Origin of the sequence: Thalassoglobus sp. JC818, from assembly GCF_040717535.1 — a bacterium.
Taxonomy (GTDB): domain Bacteria; phylum Planctomycetota; class Planctomycetia; order Planctomycetales; family Planctomycetaceae; genus Thalassoglobus.
The window spans coordinates 37017-55057 of sequence record NZ_JBFEFI010000005.1 but is presented as its reverse complement, the minus strand read 5'-3'; the positions used below and the strand labels follow the sequence as shown (position 1 = coordinate 55057).

Annotated in this window: 8 protein-coding genes; 2 read left to right on the top strand and 6 right to left on the bottom strand. The window is 52.5% G+C overall.

Features of this window, described 5'->3' with window-relative positions; all coding sequences use genetic code 11:
• The first annotated feature begins 169 nt into the window (after positions 1-169).
• Positions 170-6178, top strand: coding sequence for a WD40 repeat domain-containing serine/threonine-protein kinase (locus AB1L42_RS14250; protein ID WP_367056762.1), 6009 nt, complete (start codon positions 170-172; stop codon positions 6176-6178).
• A gap of 42 nt (positions 6179-6220) precedes the next feature.
• Here AB1L42_RS14250 and AB1L42_RS14245 read toward each other — a convergent pair whose 3' ends face one another.
• From AB1L42_RS14245 to AB1L42_RS14235, 3 genes are all read right to left on the bottom strand, one after another.
• Positions 6221-8428, bottom strand: coding sequence for an HlyD family efflux transporter periplasmic adaptor subunit (locus AB1L42_RS14245; protein WP_367056759.1), 2208 nt, complete (start codon positions 8426-8428; stop codon positions 6221-6223).
• Between the two features lie 98 nt (positions 8429-8526).
• Complete coding sequence (locus AB1L42_RS14240; protein WP_367056756.1) at positions 8527-9660, bottom strand: HlyD family efflux transporter periplasmic adaptor subunit; 1134 nt, start codon at positions 9658-9660, stop codon at positions 8527-8529.
• 135 nt (positions 9661-9795) lie between these two features.
• Complete coding sequence (locus AB1L42_RS14235) at positions 9796-11547, bottom strand: HlyD family efflux transporter periplasmic adaptor subunit (protein ID WP_367056753.1); 1752 nt, start codon at positions 11545-11547, stop codon at positions 9796-9798.
• Positions 11548-12117: 570 nt separating this feature from the next.
• Here AB1L42_RS14235 and AB1L42_RS14230 point away from each other — a divergent pair.
• Complete coding sequence (locus AB1L42_RS14230; RefSeq protein WP_367056750.1) at positions 12118-14346, top strand: TolC family protein; 2229 nt, start codon at positions 12118-12120, stop codon at positions 14344-14346.
• A 19-nt stretch (positions 14347-14365) separates the two neighbouring features.
• Here AB1L42_RS14230 and AB1L42_RS14225 read toward each other — a convergent pair whose 3' ends face one another.
• The 3 genes from AB1L42_RS14225 to AB1L42_RS14215 all read right to left on the bottom strand — a co-directional run bounded on the left by AB1L42_RS14225 (position 14366) and on the right by AB1L42_RS14215 (position 17836).
• Positions 14366-15019, bottom strand: a complete 654-nt coding sequence (locus AB1L42_RS14225; RefSeq protein WP_367056747.1) for a DotU family type IV/VI secretion system protein — start codon at positions 15017-15019, stop codon at positions 14366-14368.
• A 263-nt stretch (positions 15020-15282) separates the two neighbouring features.
• Entirely contained in the window at positions 15283-16698 is a 1416-nt protein-coding gene (tssK, locus tag AB1L42_RS14220) for a type VI secretion system baseplate subunit TssK (protein WP_367056744.1), read from the bottom strand.
• Between the two features lie 157 nt (positions 16699-16855).
• A complete protein-coding gene (locus tag AB1L42_RS14215; protein ID WP_367056741.1) occupies positions 16856-17836 on the bottom strand; it encodes an FHA domain-containing protein in 981 nt (326 codons plus the stop codon).
• Between the last annotated feature and the right edge of the window lie 205 nt (positions 17837-18041).

Genomic DNA, 18041 nt, shown 5'->3' with positions numbered 1-18041 from the left:
TCTTCGTTGAGTCGAGATTGCAATTGGTGGCACCTCCGGGACGTGTCATAATCAAAAGAGCCGCGAGCAATCTGGTTAAGATTCACAGGTTCGAAAAAGTTGCTGGATCAAATGGATTTGCGAGGGCGCTGGCAAGACAACTTGCATTAGACAAAGTCGGGGTATGGCTGTGAGTGACTCATATGGCTCTAACGATGACAAGAACAAGAACCGTCAGGTCTATGGGACTCAAATGCCCGGCCCAGTCGGTGCGCCGGTCTTCGACTCCTCCTCCGAGCCGAGCAAGCATGTCGCTGGCATGTATAGTCCGCCCGGCCCGCTGTCATCTGCTGTTTCAGGAACCGGGACTGCGAAGCCGTCGAAGTCCGCTGCTACGGGGACTGTTCAGCTCCCGAATCCGGAAGGCTTCAAGAGCGTCTATCAAACCAGCACTGCAAAGAACGGTGACGTCCGCCGGGTTGTTGGTAAACTCGACGAAGCTTCGCAGCAGCCATCTGAATCCGAACAGGTCCGCGAGCAACAAGGTTCTGTTTCTGCAAAGAGTCGCGGGACAACGGTGGGGAAGGGGACCTGGAAGCTCTCGATTCGCGAACGGAGCATGAAGGGAGACGTCTCCGGTGTTCGCAACCGGATTCCCGAACTCGCTGATGAAGCGTTCGGTTTTCTCTCGGCGCTCGTCGACAATCCTGATGTCTCGGAGTACGAGATTCTCGGAGAGGTCGGCAAAGGCAATATGGGGATTGTGTACGAAGCCCTGCAATCCTCGCTCAATCGCGAACTTGCAATCAAGTCGTTGAAGCCGTCGGAGGAGCCGTCTGATTACGAGCAGGAGATGTTCGTTTCTGAAGCGGTCGTGACTGCCAATCTAGTTCATCCGAACATCGTCCCCATTCATGATCTTGGCCGCACTGACGACGGCAAGCTCTTCTATTCGATGAAGAAAGTCACAGGGAAACCTTGGGACAAGGAAATTCGTAACCGTCCGCTGGAAGAGAATCTCGACATCTTCATGAAGCTTTGTGATGCGGTTGCTTATGCGCATTCTCGCGGAGTCATTAACCGAGATCTCAAGCCCGAAAATGTCATCGTTGGCCGCTACGGTGAAGTGATTGTGCTGGACTGGGGACTGGCGGTCACCACTTCTGAATTTCCTAAGAATGAAAGTATTCTGCAAGACTTCCGTGGTGGGGCTGGGACACCGGTTTATATGGCGCCGGAGTTAGTCAGTGAGGATGTGAACTCGATCGGCAATCACACCGATATCTATCTGCTCGGCGCGATTCTTTTTGAAATCCTGGAAGGATTCCCCCCTCACTTGCTCCGGAAATTCTGGGGGATCGAGAATCCTGACGAACAGTTTGCGTCGATCGTTCATGCGGTGATGACCAACCAAATCGAGCAGGATATCAATCATCCTGGAGAACTCATGGACATTGCGTTGAAGGCAATGTCGACCAATCCTCACGAACGGTTTTCATCTGTCGAGTCGATGCAGGAAGCGATTCGTCAGTATCGAATTACAGGAAACGCCGAGGAGTTTTATCACCAGGCGACCAGTCAGGACGACGAACAGAGCTACGACAATTATCAATCTTCAATCGCTCTGTTCACAGAAGCGCTTCACAAATGGCCGTCGAATCAGAGAGCGCTCATCGGCAACAAGCTGGCTCGGAAAGGTTTCTCGAAGCTGGCTCTCGCCCGAGGTGATTACGATCTCGGTTTACATGTCATCGAAGGACTTACCGGTCCGGAGTTCAATGACATTCGCAGGAAATTGCGTCGCAAGAGAAGAAGTCGAACAATCGTCCGCCGAACCTGGGCAGTGATGGCGGTTCTGATTGTCGGGATGGCGGCGTTGGTTGTCTCCACTGAACTTCGAACGCGAAGCGCTGCCAAGAAATTGAACGAAGTCGAGACGCGATTGACGTCGACCAATCTCGAACTCACAACTAAGAACGAAGAAATTGCTGACGCTGAAAACAAAGCTCGAACTGCATTGGAGTCAGCAGCGATTGCTGAGAAAGAAGCGGAAGAGGCCAAAGAGACTGCTGATCTTCAACTGGCTGAAGCTGAGAAAGCCCGTGAGATTGCAGACAAAGCGATTTCCGAAGCTGAGGTCGCCGCTGCTGAAGCGAAGACTGCAACAGAGTCCGCCAGACAGGCACAGATGGATGCTGCCAAAGCTCAGATGGAGTTAGAAACTGCCGAAGCAGAATTGAGTAAAGCGGAATCGGCCCAGATGCTGGCAGAGCAGAAAGCGAACAGTGCCAACGCTGCGGCAGAAGAAGCGATCGCAAAACAAGAGAAGCTGGAAGAGGCGGTTGCAGCTTCCGAAGTGCAACTCCGCGACGTGCAGGAACGTATCACACGGGCAGGATGGGAATCATTTGTAACTCGCTTCGAATTGTTCACGGCAATCGGTCGCTATGAAGAAGCAGAGATCGAGATCAATGAAGCTTTGAAAGCTGCGGAATCAGGAGATGCTGCGTTCGAGAAACGAAAGCGGACGATCTTCAATCTGAAACGCGATCTCGACCGGCAGCGAAGTCTTCCGTTGAGAAGAAATCTTCAAAGTGGAATTCTGGAAGAAGCGACGATTGGTCGCACCGGAAAAGTCATCGCTTCTGTGATCCGTTCGGGAGTCGAGATCTTCGTTCGCGAGGGAGTTAATCCTCCTTTTTCCGAGTCCGAAAGCGACGAGAATGGGACTTTGATTCCCCTAAACGGTCGGGATCTGAAACTTGCCGTTTCGCCTGTCGAGACGCACGTGGCAGCGATCGGCCCCGGAGAAACCCATCTTTGGGATGTTCGCAGTGGAGATGTGGTCGAACTTCCGCTTCAAATCTCGCCTTCACTTGATCAGTTGAACAGCGTCGCATTCTCTCGTGACGGGAAGTACCTCTTTATCGCTGGCGACGATGATGGGATGGCCATCGAGGTGTTCGATCTGAGCGGAGAACCGCCGGTCAGCGTTCTGCAGAAGACCTGGAAGAGTACAAGCTACAAGATCGAAGACTTCCAAATTCTCGCTGATCGAGCAACTCCGTCTCTCTTTCACATCCTGTTTCTGGGGGACATGGATGGTTCTCGAAACTGCAAATACGCGAACGTCAACCTGCTGAATCGGCAGTCAACTTCTCTGACCGATGCGAAAGGGCTCACCCGCCACGACGAAAGAAATCGGGCGTTGCCGATTGAGTTCTTTTCCTTGTCGCAGGATTCGCGAAGACTTGCTGTCGGAATGGGTGGAGATCGAGTTTTCATCTTCCCCGTCGACCCGAACAGCGAGAACCCGTTCGAGAATGTGCTTGAAGATTCCAAAGAAACTCAGATCGCTGCGCTGAAAACTGATGGAAAGATTCGATCTTTCACATTCTCGAGTAACTCAGAACGCGTGCTCCTCGGGCTTCAGATTGGCTTAATTGAAGTCTGGGACTGGGACGAGCAAGTTGGCAGCTATCTCCCCGAGAAAAGCGTCGAGCTTTGGAGTTTCGACAGTCGAGCTGGAGACGGAGATCGGCAGTTGTCCTACCGCATCGCCGGTTTCTCTCGTGATGTCCTCGCTGTGGGATTTGTGAACGGGAATGCGGATAAAGTGATTGCCATTGGTGGCGTCGACAGCAAAGACGAGACCGTCAACTCTATCGTGCAGTGGTCACTGCCTGAGTACGCCGACTATCGAACCGTCTACACGACAGTCGCGAATGAACTCGCAAAACTCGAGAAAGGTGACGGGGCCAAAATCGATGACGATTCGTCGACAAGTCAGTTGGAGGCACCGTTGAACGAGCCAGCGACGAGTGCTCACGTTTCGCGAAACGAGACAGCAACCGAAGCAATTAACTTTTCAGAACTGATTCCGACCGCACTCATTCAGGAGACGGATGATGAGAGTGCGAACGGGACATTCAACAAACAATGGAAAGTGGCTCGTTCGACTCAATCGGCACGGTTTAGCCGTGATGGTGAACGCATCATCGTCGGTGCTGATGACCGTGCTGCACACGTGTACGAACGCGGCAGCGGTACCTTCATGTGGATGATGGGCGGTCGCCAATCCAATTTTTATCAGTCTCAGAATGTCTTCGAAGAAGGTCACATTCCAGAACTGTCACAGATTCTGTTTCTGCCTCCGGAAGGCAACCGTTTGATCACGAGAGATTTCTTCGGCTCGATCTCTGTGTGGGATGCGACAAAGGATGAAGACGGTGTCGCTCGCGAGATTTCCCGTTTGCTGAGTAGCGACTTTGGTTTCGCAGTCTCTCCCGACGGAGAGTGGATTTTCGCCTCCGGAAGAGAGGTGAGGATTCGCCTGAATGCGGAGAACGAAGAAGTCGAATTGACCAAGTTTATCGGAAACTTGTGGCGAACCTCTTCTTTGGAGGAGAGCGTTATTCCGCATCCAACACTTCAACTTGCGGGCGAGCACAGCCACTTCTTGACAGCTGCAGAGTTTTCGCCATCGAGTCAGCGAATCGGAACAGCTGATCGTCGCGGGACGATTGTGGTCTGGAATGTGGAGACGGGAAGCGTCGTGGCTCGGGCAGAGGGCGAGCACGGGCGAGATCAGGTTTCGGGGCTCTCATTTCTCAGCGAGGATGAGTTTATCACCACCGGCTACGACGGAACGATTCAGCGGTGGGTGATTCGAGGTGATCAACTCGAAGCATCTCCAGAAGCTCAGCAGTTTCGTATTCGACTCGATGGGCAAACTCCAGAAGGCGAACCGAGCGAAACTCTTCTGTCGAACATCGGCGACTACGTGATCGCGCTGTCGATGTCTCCCGATCGCAAACAGTTTGCCACGTTGAGTGTTGTGAAGACCAAACACGAGGTTTCGACCGAAGAGGTGGCGAAGTCCGAGTACGCCGCCCGGCCAAAACGTCTGCGACTGATGGTTTGGTCCGCCGACACACCCCACGTTCCGATCACTTTGGAAACATGGATCTCCCAGAAACGTGGCGAAGAATTTCTGCAAGGGCTGTCGTGGTCGAGTGACGGCCAACAGCTTGCGCATCTCTACACGGTTAATTCGCCGGATGGTGAAGCGAGTATTCTCAACTTGTATCAAACTTCGGATTGGGCCGTGGCTCGTCGTCTCAGCCCGAAAGGTTTGATGCAATCTTCTTCGCGAATTGCATTCGCGCCGTCGAAATCGGAAAGCGGAGAAGAACTGCTCGCAACATTCGACGGACGTGTGGCTCACCTGTGGAGTTTGGAGTCCGGGGCTCATCAAACGGAATTTCGATCTCACGAAACGGTCTACGCAGCTGACTTTTCACATGACCGCAAATATGTCGCGACGGCAAGTGAATCTGTCCGCGTTTTCAGTGCTGACGAAGACAATCCTAATCTTGGTTTGACCATCTTCAGAATGGGATCAGCGCACAGTGGCCGCGTCGATGACATTCGCTTCTCGCAAGCTGATGATTCTTACGACTTCGTCACACTCGGCGGGGATGGACTGGTCAAATTCTGGGCATGGAATCCCGGAGTCAATAGTGCTCCACCGTCGGATTCGGTCGTCATCCATGGGCTTTCTGGTTCGAAAGGCGATGTCGATAGCTGGAAGTCGGATCTGGATTGGTCACACTCAATGGAAACGTTGTGCGCGACTTTTGATGGCAAACTGACGGTTTTGGAAGCAATGTCTTTCAACCGGGATGCGCCGCCAGAATTTAAGGTTGCAGAGCTTGAAACTCCTCGAGAGAAGGTTGAGTTCTACTGTTGTGCGATCTCCAAAGACGAGCAATCGATCGCAGCTGGGGGTGTTCGACTGGGAGCAGACGGGCGGCCACAAGGTAGTTTTGCCTGTGTCTGGCGACGAAACCCCGAAGGAAAGTTTCTCCTTGAAGCGGAGTTCGATGGCGAACATTCATCTCAGGTGTTCAACGATCGCGTCGGAATTACAGCGATCCAGTTTGTGACACAAGAAGGATTCGGATTGCTGACGGGCGGAGCTGACGGTTCAGTACTGGAATGGGATTGGATTGATCGCGATTCGGAAAGTGACCCGCCATCACGCGGAGAACGAATCTATTCCTATCCAGGGCGAAGTGATCAATCGGCTCACGAAGCATCTGTGACATCGATCGATGTTTCAAACAACGGAGACATCGTGTCGACTGCCGAAGATGGATACGTTTGCTTCTGGCCGCTTCCAACTGAGATCCAATAGTCGTCTTGTCGGGCTACCGAAGTCCGATTTACGACAGTGGGGTTAAGTCGCATGCCAGGCAAACGTCTGACGCAACAGCCGCATCAGCCTGTCTGCGATGGACATCTTCAATCCGTCGATTTTCACAATTCCAGTGGAGTATAAGGCACCTGGATTGCCTAATTCGATTTCAATCGATACTCGATAAAGCGTTTCAACTGGAGCGTACGTTCCGTCGCGTGGTTCGACGATGAGATATTGATTGTGGATCAATTCACGAGGGACTTCGCGGACGACTTCAGCTCCGATCTCGCTTACCTTCCCGCGGCAAACGGTTCCAGGGGCTGAAGAGGAAACGATCCTCACTGGATTACCGACGCGAATTAATTCCATTTCTGCTTGCGGAACATAAGCGACCACTCGCAAGTCTTCCTGATCTCCTACCCAGCCCAGCACGGTCTGTTCCTGCACCCAGGCTCCGTCGTTTTCCTTGTCCAGGGGACAACCGGACCAGGTGCTCACACCTCGATCAGTTGATTGAGCTTTCGGAGTGTTTCGCGGCGGAAAGTAAGTTCCGTCAATTGGACTTTCAATTCGCAGCCGCTGTTGTTGAAGGCGTTCCGTATCGAGTCGATCGGAAGCTGCTTCCAGTGAGTTTCTAATTGTAGGAATTGTCGAATTGGCAACCTTCGAAGTCGACCTGAACTTCTCAAGGTTCGCAAGATGGTTCTCACGTTCCCGGACTTGTGCTTCCGACTGAGCGAGCGAGAGCTGAAGGCCTTCATTTACAAGTGCGACAATCAGATCTCCTGCCTGAACGTCTCGCGAAAGAAGGTCCTCAGTCGAAAGAAACGTTTCCGTCAGTCGACCTGGCACGGTGACGTATACCGGTCGACACTTACCCGGTTCCAATACGAACGGAGCATTCGTTGATCGGGGAAGGGGGATCAGAAACAACAGCGCGAGAATCCCAACTGTTGTGAGTGTTCCCAAAACCGGTCGAATAGATTGAGCTGGCGTGACGCCGCCTTTCAAGCTTCGCAACTTGCGTGTCAGAATGGAAAGAAGAGAGACGACCAAGCCAATTAACATGGGGGCCACAACCAGGAACGTAAGATTCTCTAATCCATACTGCTTTAGAAACTGATGGACAGCCCAAACGATCATGACCAGAACAACAATGCGATACAAACTCGATGCCAACCCATAGACCGCCAGAGGCAGACGTTCGGCAGAGAGCGAGTCATCGTCTTGAGCTGTCGGGCCGAAAATTACTCGCCGCATCCATGAACCGGCCAACTGGCGCGATTCGGGCCCGAGGTTTGGGTAATCGCACAGATCTGAAAGAATGTAATACCCGTCGTAGCGCAACAAGGGATTTCCATTCACAAACAGGGTGTTGATCGAACAAATCAACATCAGGTTGAGAAAAACGAGATTCAGAATGCCCGGCGAACTGGCGACCCACAGCAAACAACAAACACTGGCAATCATCAGTTCGACATAAATTCCCGCACCGGCAACTTGCGCTCGCTGCCATCGATTCTGTCGCCAGGAATCGGTCGTGTCACAATAGAGCAGGGGAAAGAATGCGATTAGAAGCACGCCCAGTTCGTGACATTCTCCCCCGTGATGAACACAGGCCAGACCATGGGCCATCTCGTGCAGAACTTTAACGAGCACCATCGAGATGATAATGACCGGGATATTCTGGACCGTGAAAATTTGGGAGAAGTCGAATGAATTCAATCCGACCTGCGACGTGTGAAGTGATGCTAACAGAACTGCAACGAAGACAAAAATCAGACTCAGCACGAGCATCGATGGGCGGAAGATCCAGCCGATCCATCGATCGAGCCACTGGAGAAACGATTGAGGGTCAAGCCCTCGCCAGCGGATCGTGATAACGTTCAGCCGTGCGAGCAATTTCGCCGGCTGAGATGTCTTCGCCGTCGCTCGGCGGGCAACGAGTTGGCTGTAGCCTGGAAGAGTACTAACGACGAGATTTTGCGAAACCAGCTTCTTCAGAAATTCTTTCAGCTCTGCTGTGAACTCTTCGAAACTTTCCCCTGCGTTATATTGGCGATAAGCGTCGTTTGTCGTCAGCTGACCGTTCATGTTCGAAAGCAGGTCGTACTCGTGTTGCGTCAGACTGAAGTACTGGAGAGTGATCGGATCTTTCACGACAAAGACCAAACGTCCACCAGTGATCGATTCGCTGACTTGCAAATCGAATCGCATTTTCCAGGGGATAGGACGGTCAGTATCCATTCACACGAGATCTGCGAGCTAAGGATTTCGATGAGCACCGAGAGGCACTTAAAGTCGTTTTGAATTCGTTCTTCGATTGAGCAGGCAGGTGAACTGATTTAATTCTGGATTGTGGGGGTTGGTGCCAGGGTGATTTCCACAGATTGCCCCGGACGCATGCGACCGTCGGTGTTGTCGACAATCACCTGAATTTGAACTTGCTGATTGACCGGGTCGACTTTCGGGCTGACATAGGTCAACGTGCCCTTCACAGTTTGGCTCGTTCCGCTTTCGTAAAACGTGACGACAGCGGGAATTCCTCGCATGGAATGATGAATCTGGTCCGCGTCGACGTAACCTTCGACGAGCAATCGATCGAGCCGCATGACGTGAAAGACAGGCTCACCCGGTTCGAGCCATTCGCCAAGTCGATGATATTGTTCGGTCAGGACTCCTGAGAATGGAGCAGTGAGCATGCGACGTTGTTGTCGAATCTGAGCCAGCTTGACCTGCTGAACAAGTTTGTCGATTTCAAGTTCCTGAATCAGATGTTCTGATTGAGCGAGTCTCAGTTCGTGTTGCAAGCGTTTTAATGTGGCAGAAGCTGTGCCGACCGATGCTTCTTCGACCTGGATCTGCAGAGCAGCGATGGCCTGAGCTTCACGAGCTGCGATGATTTCGAGTTCAGACTGGTCGCGAAGATACTTGAGGCGGTCTAGTTCCGAATCAGAAACACTTCCGGAAAATCCGTCTCGTGCTGCCTGTGCTCGATTCAGTTCGACCTGCGCGGTGTCTCTCGACTTAATGGCCTTTTCGACAGCCACTGTTGAGTTCGCGTTCTCCTGAGCAATTCGTCGCTTGGTCTGGGACTGTTCAATGAGTTGTTCCGTCTCCAGAATCTTCGCAGCTGCGATTTCTTCGGCGAGTGACTGGGCGTGCCGCTGTTTGGCAATCGCGAGTTCCAGTTCGCTCAAGCTGACTTCTATGGCAGCTTCCGAATCGTCAAGTTTTGCGAGAACACCGCCTGCACTTACGTGATCGCCGATTTCACAAAGGACGTCAGTAATGGCCCCGCGTTCCAAAGCGGGGATGTCTGCTTCTTCATAAACTCGAACGAAACAATTAGTGGCGACGATCGGATCTGCGGGAGGATCAGCGGCAGGGATGACAGCAACCGGAATCGCGAGCAGAACGCCGAAAGCGGCGATTCTGAATTTTTGTAAACCGATTTTGAGTTCAGTGTGTTGTCTCATGCGACTGTCCCTTGCTTCGCGTTCTGCGAATCCATCCATGCCATGATACGTTGTGAAACCTGCTTGCCTTCGCTGATTCAGATTTTGCTCGTGATGACCCGTTGTCTGTCCTTCAGGAAGTGGTTTGTTGAGCTACTAAAACGGTGAATATCGCAACCAGAATTCCGAGATTCCTCGTGTGAGCACGCTGAACCATGTTCGCTGTCCACAGTGAACCCTGCCTAACACGCCCGCTCCGAGCCGTCGCTCGAACGGTTTTTCATCTTGAACCGGAGCCCATGCCCGTGTTGATAGATTGCCAGTGGAGTCCATTTCGGTTGCGTTGGAAATCCGAGTGATCTCTGATGTGTGCTCGTGTTCGGGCGAAGTCTCGAGCAGATAAGTCAGCGGAACAGTCTCTTCGGTGGTTTGAGCTTCGAGGACATGTCGAACTTCCCGCTCTGGAATCCGGACGACCACTTGCCAGTCTGATTCAGGATCAATCAATTGAAACAGAAACTGACCTTGCTGAACGGGACGCCCAAGAAGTTCTTCGCGCAACCGTTCTCGGATCACCTGTCCGTCAAATGGGGCCTGTATACTTAGCGTTTCAATTTGATCGGTGATCAGCTTCAGTTGTTCTTCGAGTGAAGAAACTCGTTCGGTCAGTTCGGACTGTTCGACTGTGACGGGCAAGCCGCCGTTAGTCGATGATGAATTCAATCGCGGTGAGATTGTTTGTAGCGCTGCGAGCCGAGCTTGCGTCGAGATCAATTCCTCTCGGGTTTGTTCTCGAAGGACCTCCAGACGATCACTTCTCAACTGGCAGATCAGATCTCCTTGTTGCACATGCTGGCCATGTTCAACGAGAACTTCGGTGATGACACCTGTTTCGGGTGAGAAAATCTGCTGTCGGACGACCGGATAAATCTCGCCGAGGACTCGAATCTTGAGGTCGGTTTTCATCGACATGAGAGAGACCGCGAATAAGCCCGCGAGAACGATTGAGGCTGCAGTCAGTGTACTCTTAAGAAGTCTGCTACGGGCCTGCTGGCGAGATTTTGCTTTCCGATCGGGTTGATCGATCGCCATCGAAAACTGATCAGCGAGGAGTCTCAATATCTTAGGTTCGTAGCTCGAGTCCTCCGAAGCCGTGTCGACAACGCACGCATATGTCGCGTCTTCCCAACTTCCGGACGGGCCCATTGGAAAGAGATTGTCCGTTGCCTCATCTTTCTCCTGTGCTTCGATCAGGCGAGCACGCAGGCCATTGACTTCGGATGAGCGAGATGCAGACGAATCAGTGCCTGTGGAACAGCAGAATTCCCAATCGCGTGTCGATCTTCTTTTGAACAATGCGATTCGGTCCGCTCCAGAGAGAAGTGCTCCATCGGTCGCGAACGCATGAAGCTTTTCTGTTTCCGAGCGATCGGCATGGATCTGCATAATCCAATTGACGATTTGAGCGGACTTCTGTGAACTCGTCGAAAGCGTGGTGAGCAGTTCCCGGCGTCGTAGATCCGCGAGAAGATCCGAGAGTTGCAGCGCCGATGCTTCGTTAATCACTCGACCTTTTGAATCGAGCGCGACGACGACGGACATTGCTCCCGCAAGTGGACTCGCAGCACAAACGATCTTGCAGTCCGAAGCTTTAGATGCATTTTGAAGGACTGCCTGGACGGCGGTTCCGGGTTGAATCTGAGAGATTTCCGCTTCGAGTCGCTGGCTTTCCGGAGTCGATTCGACAGGCCATAAGCGAACGCAGCGTTGGCCCTCCACCTGCCAGAGTCCAATGATCGAAGTATTCAGTCTTTGTGAGACGTTGTTCGCAATGATCGGAATGAGGCTGCGGCGCTGATCTCTAAGCTGAGCATGCTCCTCGAAGGATGACTCAAGAACGTCAGCCAATTCAGCTTCCGAAAACATTACTCGAACGCCGATCTCTCGAAGTACAAATGAGGATAGAAAATTTCAGTGAGTGGTCTCTTCGCCGTTCAACATGTCGTCGCTGCATTCTCAAATTGAGAGTGAGCTTTGTCGTTCGATTGAGATTGACAGCGATTCAATTTCGCGATGCGGATTGAATCTCCATGTGAACACACACTTTGTGGTGTTGTCAATTTCGGAGAACTGCTGCCCACAAGCGTTTGCGACAGGGGAAGAACACAGAATCTGGTCCGGCATGTAAAGGTGAACTTTCGTCCGATGTGAGATTAGGGTGTTATCGAGAGTTAGGAAGGCTGCTGCAGCGACGGATGACGGCAGAAGTTGCCGCTGAAATGGGAAGTTTTGCATTCTTCCTGAAGTTTTCCCGTCCCCCCGGTCAGTTTGTCTTTAACGGATGTGCGAGTTGTGCCGATCTAGCAAATGGGATCATGCCAGTTCGACAGTCTGTTTGAACTCTAAAGGGCACATCCACACTTCGGGGGCAAACGACCGCTGAGTGTTTCTTACTACGGTCTAAGTGGATTAATAACAATGCCAAAATATTTGAAGCGACGGACTCGACTCAATCAATATCTCTCGTCGAAAAAGTCACGGGCTGCTTCTCTCTTTCGGACCGTTGTCCTCGCTGCTTCGACGGCTGGGATCGTTGGCTGCGCTTCCAGTCCGGACGTTTGGGACAAGACAGTCTGCAATGACACCTGCGAAATTGATCAAATTTCCGCGACCGTCGACAACCCCGTGCCTGAGATCTATCCGACGAGCTACTCAGGGCCTCCGGTGACTGCTGACACTTTGACGAGCGGAGAGTTCGAGAACTTCCGCGATATTCCTTTGGAGGAGGTGTTTCGGATTGCCCTTGAGAACTCGACAGTGATTCGAGAACTCGGTGGGGTCGTTCTGATCAACCCCGACACAGTTAAAACACGATTCTCTTCCGCGCTTGCAGAGTCTGATCCGCGATTCGGGATGGAAGCAGCGTTGAGTGCGTTTGATGCTCAATTCACAGCGTCAGCGATGTTGAGTGATAACGATCGACTCTTCAATAACTCGTTCTTCGCTGGGGGAACTTCTGCGTTCGTCCAGGACCTTCACGAGTACGATGTCGGATTGACGAAGCGATCGGCGACCGGTTCACAGATCAGTCTGCGAAACCGAACCGTTTATGATGCCAACAACGCACCCGCCAACAACTTTCCCAGCTACTGGGAATCCATCATCGAGGCAGAAGTGCGTCAGCCATTGCTTCAGGGGGCAGGGCTGGAGTTCAACCGCATTGCCGGACCAGGGTCCGTGCCGGGAATCTACAATGGTCTGTTAATTGCGAAAGTGAATACGGACATCGACTATCACGAGTTTCAGCTCGCTGTTCGCGACTTTCTGAGCAATGTCGAAAACGCCTACTGGGATTTGTATTTCGGATACCGCTTGCTTGATGCTCAGAAAAAGGGAATGGAAGAGGCGCTGCGAGTCTGGAACATCAAGAAGGCCACCGCCGGTGTCGGAATCGACAAAGCTCCGGAAGAAGCACTTGCCCGACAGCAGTACTTTGAATTCAAGTCAGATGTTGAAGACTCGCTAAGTGGTCGCTTGATTCAGGGAACACAAACTCGCAACGGGAGTGGCGGGGGAACTCTGCATGGGCAGGGCGGAGTTTTGGCTGCGGAACGGCGCTTGCGACTGTTGATCGGATTGCCAGCTGCGGATGGGAACTTGCTCCGACCGAGCGACGAACCTCCACTCGCGGAAGTTCAGTATGACTGGGCGACCATTTCTCAAGAGGCACTGACGCAGCGAATCGAGCTTCGCAAGCAACAGCTTGTCGTGAAGAAGAATGAAATGGAGCTGCTCGCTGCTGAGAACTTCCTGAATCCTCGACTGGATGCCGTGGCCCGATACCGCGTCCGAGGATTGGGAGACGATCTCTTTTCAGGCGGTTTCAACAGGGGCGATACACCAGCTTCGTCGTTTGGAAACATGATGACGGGAGATCACCAGGAATACATGCTGGGCTTCGAGCTTGAAGTTCCTCTCGGATATCGACGAGGGCATGCTGCCGTCGACAACGCTGAATTCCGGGTTGCGCGGGCTCGTGCGATTTTCAAAGAACAACAACGAGATGTTATTAGCAATCTGTCCGGAGCTGTCGCAGAAGCGGTTCGCGCCCATCGGTCAATTACGAATGCGATGAACCAGTACCTCGCTGCGAAAGAGTACCTCGACGCTCTCGAACGTCGTCAGCGAGAAGGGCTCAACGATCCGGTCGACCTGATTCTCGATGCTCAAACTCGCGTCGTCGATGCGGAGATTCGATTGTTCCGCACTCGTTCGGAGTATGCGGTGGCATTGAAGAACGTTCAGTTCGAAAAGGGAACGTTGTTAACGTACGCCAATTTTCAAATGGTCACCTACGATCAGGAACCGGCACCTGCTGAACTGGAGCAAATTGACAGCATGCCACTTCCGGTCGATGAAGACGTCACGTCGACCTTCAAGAGTGCTCCGGTTTCGACAGACGGCGTAAAACAATCAGCGATCATTCAGACGAGCGCAACCGAAGGAAGTCCCGCAACAATCGTGACAGCAGAGTATCAGGACGCTTCAGCGACGATTGCTCCCGCTGCTGAAGAGCAAGTCGTTTCGATGAGTCTCGAATCCAGCCCAGGGCAAGAGACGTCAACTGCTGAAGCAGAGAGAGCAAGGCAGACCGTGCCTCAAGCACCAAGGCAGTCGTTCATCTCGCGATTGACAAACTGGAAGTGAACGAGTTTCGCATGACGTTCTACTGGTCTAGCAGATACCACGAGAGTAGAACGAGCATGCAGAGAAGCATCACACAGAAAATTGCACTCGCTGTTGTCAATCCGCTGCTGCCGGGCAAGGGATCGATGTGACCTTCCAGCTTGCTTCCTTGAAGTTCCGGTGACGCGTGTTGATGCAATCGTGATTGGAGTTGCTGCGCCCAGAACTTTCTGGCTTCATCCGGATCAGTCTTGTGTCCGGGCATGTCGGTGTTCTTTTCCTGAAAAGCTCCCTGAATGTCACCGACGAAGCCAAGCACAACGGCCAGATAATAGAGCTCTGCTACGTCTGGAGATCCTGTGACGAGGCTGTTCTCGCCTTGCAGGTAGAATTTCCATGCACGGTTTCGTTCGTCGTAGAAGACGTGTTCAAGAACGAAGTCTTCCCAGTCGTCGATGTGTTGAACGAGAATTTCGTCGACCCAGTAGATGAGTCCACGTTTCGCCAACTGCCAGTCTTCCGGGGAGACCCGGGCTTGTCCTGAATTGACTTTGTGCTCGAGCGCCTGCAATTCGGCAGACAGCTCTTTCTGGAGGCGCGACAAATCACGAGCCGAGTCGTGGCTGCGATCACTAATGAGATTGAGTGACTTTAGAAAGAACGGTTGAGTCAAAGTAATCAGAGTTTCTGCCATAGCCTCGTTTTCATGGAATGAAATGACTCTGTGACGACAGGTTGCTAGCCAGCTTTCGTTGCAACCTGAATGAATCGTGGGTCAAGCTCAACCTGTTTGCTGCATTCAGTTTCCGAATGATCGTCGAGTCAGTTGTCTGTGTCAAATCCAAGTCGCGAGTGATTCATCATCGACTGTCACGCCGAATTCGATTTGATCCGAACGAGAATTGACTCGTTCATCACGCACACGATGTCAGGCAGCGTTCGGACTTGCAAACTGATTCAGGATTCGACGTGACGCATCGCGAACAGAGAAAACGCCATCGTCTTGTTCTCGTTCGTGTCGCGGTTCAAGACATCGATTCTGTCTTCGCCTGCGATTTGACTTTCAACGAACTTTTCGTTGAAGCGAATGCCGAGATTGAGCGTGCGTTCAACATCTGCCCAGACGGTGTCCCGTTCGACACGGTAATAGTGCCAGTTCGCTCGTGGAAAGAGTCGCGGAGGATCAGCCACGGGAGCGATGCGAACACCCTTACGGCCCATTTTGTAGATCTGATCGACGTCGTCGGTGCTTCCGACTTTCATGCCGAGAGCTCGTTCGGAAAGTAGTTCCGAAACATTCGCCGTTGGAAGATCACACTCGACGCCAATGTAGAATCTCCAATCGGGTTGGAGCCACTCGGGGTTGAGTCGGACCATCATGAGGAGCCCTTGAGCCCGGAACGGCTCGCGAACATATGAGCGCTCTTTCTTCTCGCCGGTCGACAGCAATTGGAACAGGAACTGAAAGCTGAGAATCAAATTGTCATGATCGTAGGCTGGGATTTGCGGATAGCTTCGATTCCCACGGAAAATGGCTGTGATCCCAGCTGCCCGGCAGAGTTCGGAATAAACATGGAAGGGATGCAGCCCTCGGCTTGTCGGCAGATGAGCGATTCCCCCGAGGCTGGCGTTCACAGCTTGAAGCCGTGAAATCATTTCCAGATCTTCACGGTGTCCGCTCGAGAAGGCGACGCCACGATCTCGAATTTGTTGCGAAAGTTGCTGCGACTCTGCTCCCAGCTGATCACAGATCGAGCGAAGGATGTAAGAAATCTGGGAAGACGACTCAGTAGTGATCGTGGGGGGGATATAGTCGGGATCGATTTCAGGAGGTGATTCCGCAGCAGCTCCGAGTTTCAATTGCATGATGGGAACAGCGTCGTAACCACGAGCTGCTTCGTCGCCAATCAAGATGCGAGGATTGAGGACACGCACCCCGATTTGTTCGACGTTGCCAGCGCTATTTTCGTCGGCGACTTCCGTTTCTCGTTTCAGATAGCGGGATTCGACATCTGGCCCGTCTCCTTCTGCATTGTTGGCTCCGCGTCGAATTTCACGAATTCCGACATAGACTTTGACACGGGCTTCTGCGTTCGGCAGCGCGTCTCTTGGAATTGCCTCGGCAGCCAGATGGGAGTCTTCCGGCATTCGAACCGAAGTTCCATCGGGCAGACGAACCTGGCATTCCGAAATTGAGACACGCCAGTTAGCAAGCGAGTCGCGATCAATCACGAGATGATGAATGCCATAGTGATACGCGTTCTCCCAGCGGCAAGACATCGACAATGCCTCGCGCTGAAGCTGATCAGCAAGCTGGAAGTGCTGGGGACGAAGGAAGACCCCTTCACCCCAATGAATTGAATGAGAACTCATATCATACTCGTGTCAAACGCCCGGGAAATACGCAGAGCGTAATCACAATCCGAGGATTTTCCAACGCCGAGATTCTGAATCCGCACTCTCGCATGGCATGTCACGAATTCGTGTACACAATCAGTAACTGCAAATCAGCGGCGTGATCCCAATTGGCTTACAGGCTCATCTCGCCGGATGCGATTTTCAATCCAAGCTCTGTGAAGTACTTCTGTTTCTCGAACGCCATCTCCGGTTTTTGAAAGACAGAAGCCAGAATTGTCCCGCCAGAGATTGCTTTTCCAAAGAGCTCGTCCTTCGGTTCGACAACCGGAGTGTCGACTGGCCCCATACTTCCTCCTGACCAGAACGCTCCCACCGCAGCCCAACTGGCAGGTGTGGACATTTCGAGAAGTTCTGCCTGCTGCATTCCGTGACGGCGGAGTTCATCGCTCGGATCGAGGACCCATTTTTGAACGTGTTCGAGAAGCTTCTGATCTTCTTCACCATGAATGCTTTCGACTTCTTCAATGCACTTCGTCAGCCACCAGACGGCTGCTCGCTTCGGCAGAGCGTAAGCCATGAAAGTGACGCAGTGATTGGCTTCTTCAGTTTCAACAAGTCGGGTTGCAAAGCTCTCGGGAGTTTCATCGGGATTTGGTGCGATAGGAAAAGCATCGGCGAGCTGAAACCGTTCCAGAATTTGCGGTGCGGTCTCTTCGATGAAACCCTCAACCTGCAGCGACACACCCACGAAAACCGGAGCGGCCGACTTTGGCGGGGCAGCAGCTGCGGCGCCTCCACCGGCTGCTGCGGGGACGACGGTTTGCGCAGCTGGGGCGGAAGCTTCAGCTGCATCGTTGGTAACTGTTTTGATGACGAACTCTGTGATCCCGCAGCGAAACGTATCACCGTTTGCCAGCGTTGAAGAAGTCACGAGGTTGTCACGGACGAATGTTCCGTTCGTGCTTCCCAAGTCTTCGATCAGTGCCGTTTCACCTGAACAGGAAATCTGGAGATGTCTGCCCGACATTTGTGAATCGGCTTCGAAGGAGAGATCCACGTCAGGGCTCCGACCAATCACAAGTTTTTGGCCCTCAACCAGATCGACAAGCCAGTGAGTGTGATCCCCCGCGGCAACATGGAGCTGAACGGGCATGTCTGATCCTTCCATCTTCAAGCAGTTTGCTCGGTTACGAAATCAATTCGGGCGAATTCAGGAAAGCAGTTATTGCTCTCGTGAACTCGCTCGAATGATTGACCAAGGATTTGCTTTTTTCTCGATAAGGGCATTGTGAACGGCCGATCAGATGAATCTCTCACGGCATTTGGATTGAGGTCTCGGTCTGAAGTCTCTCGGTGAA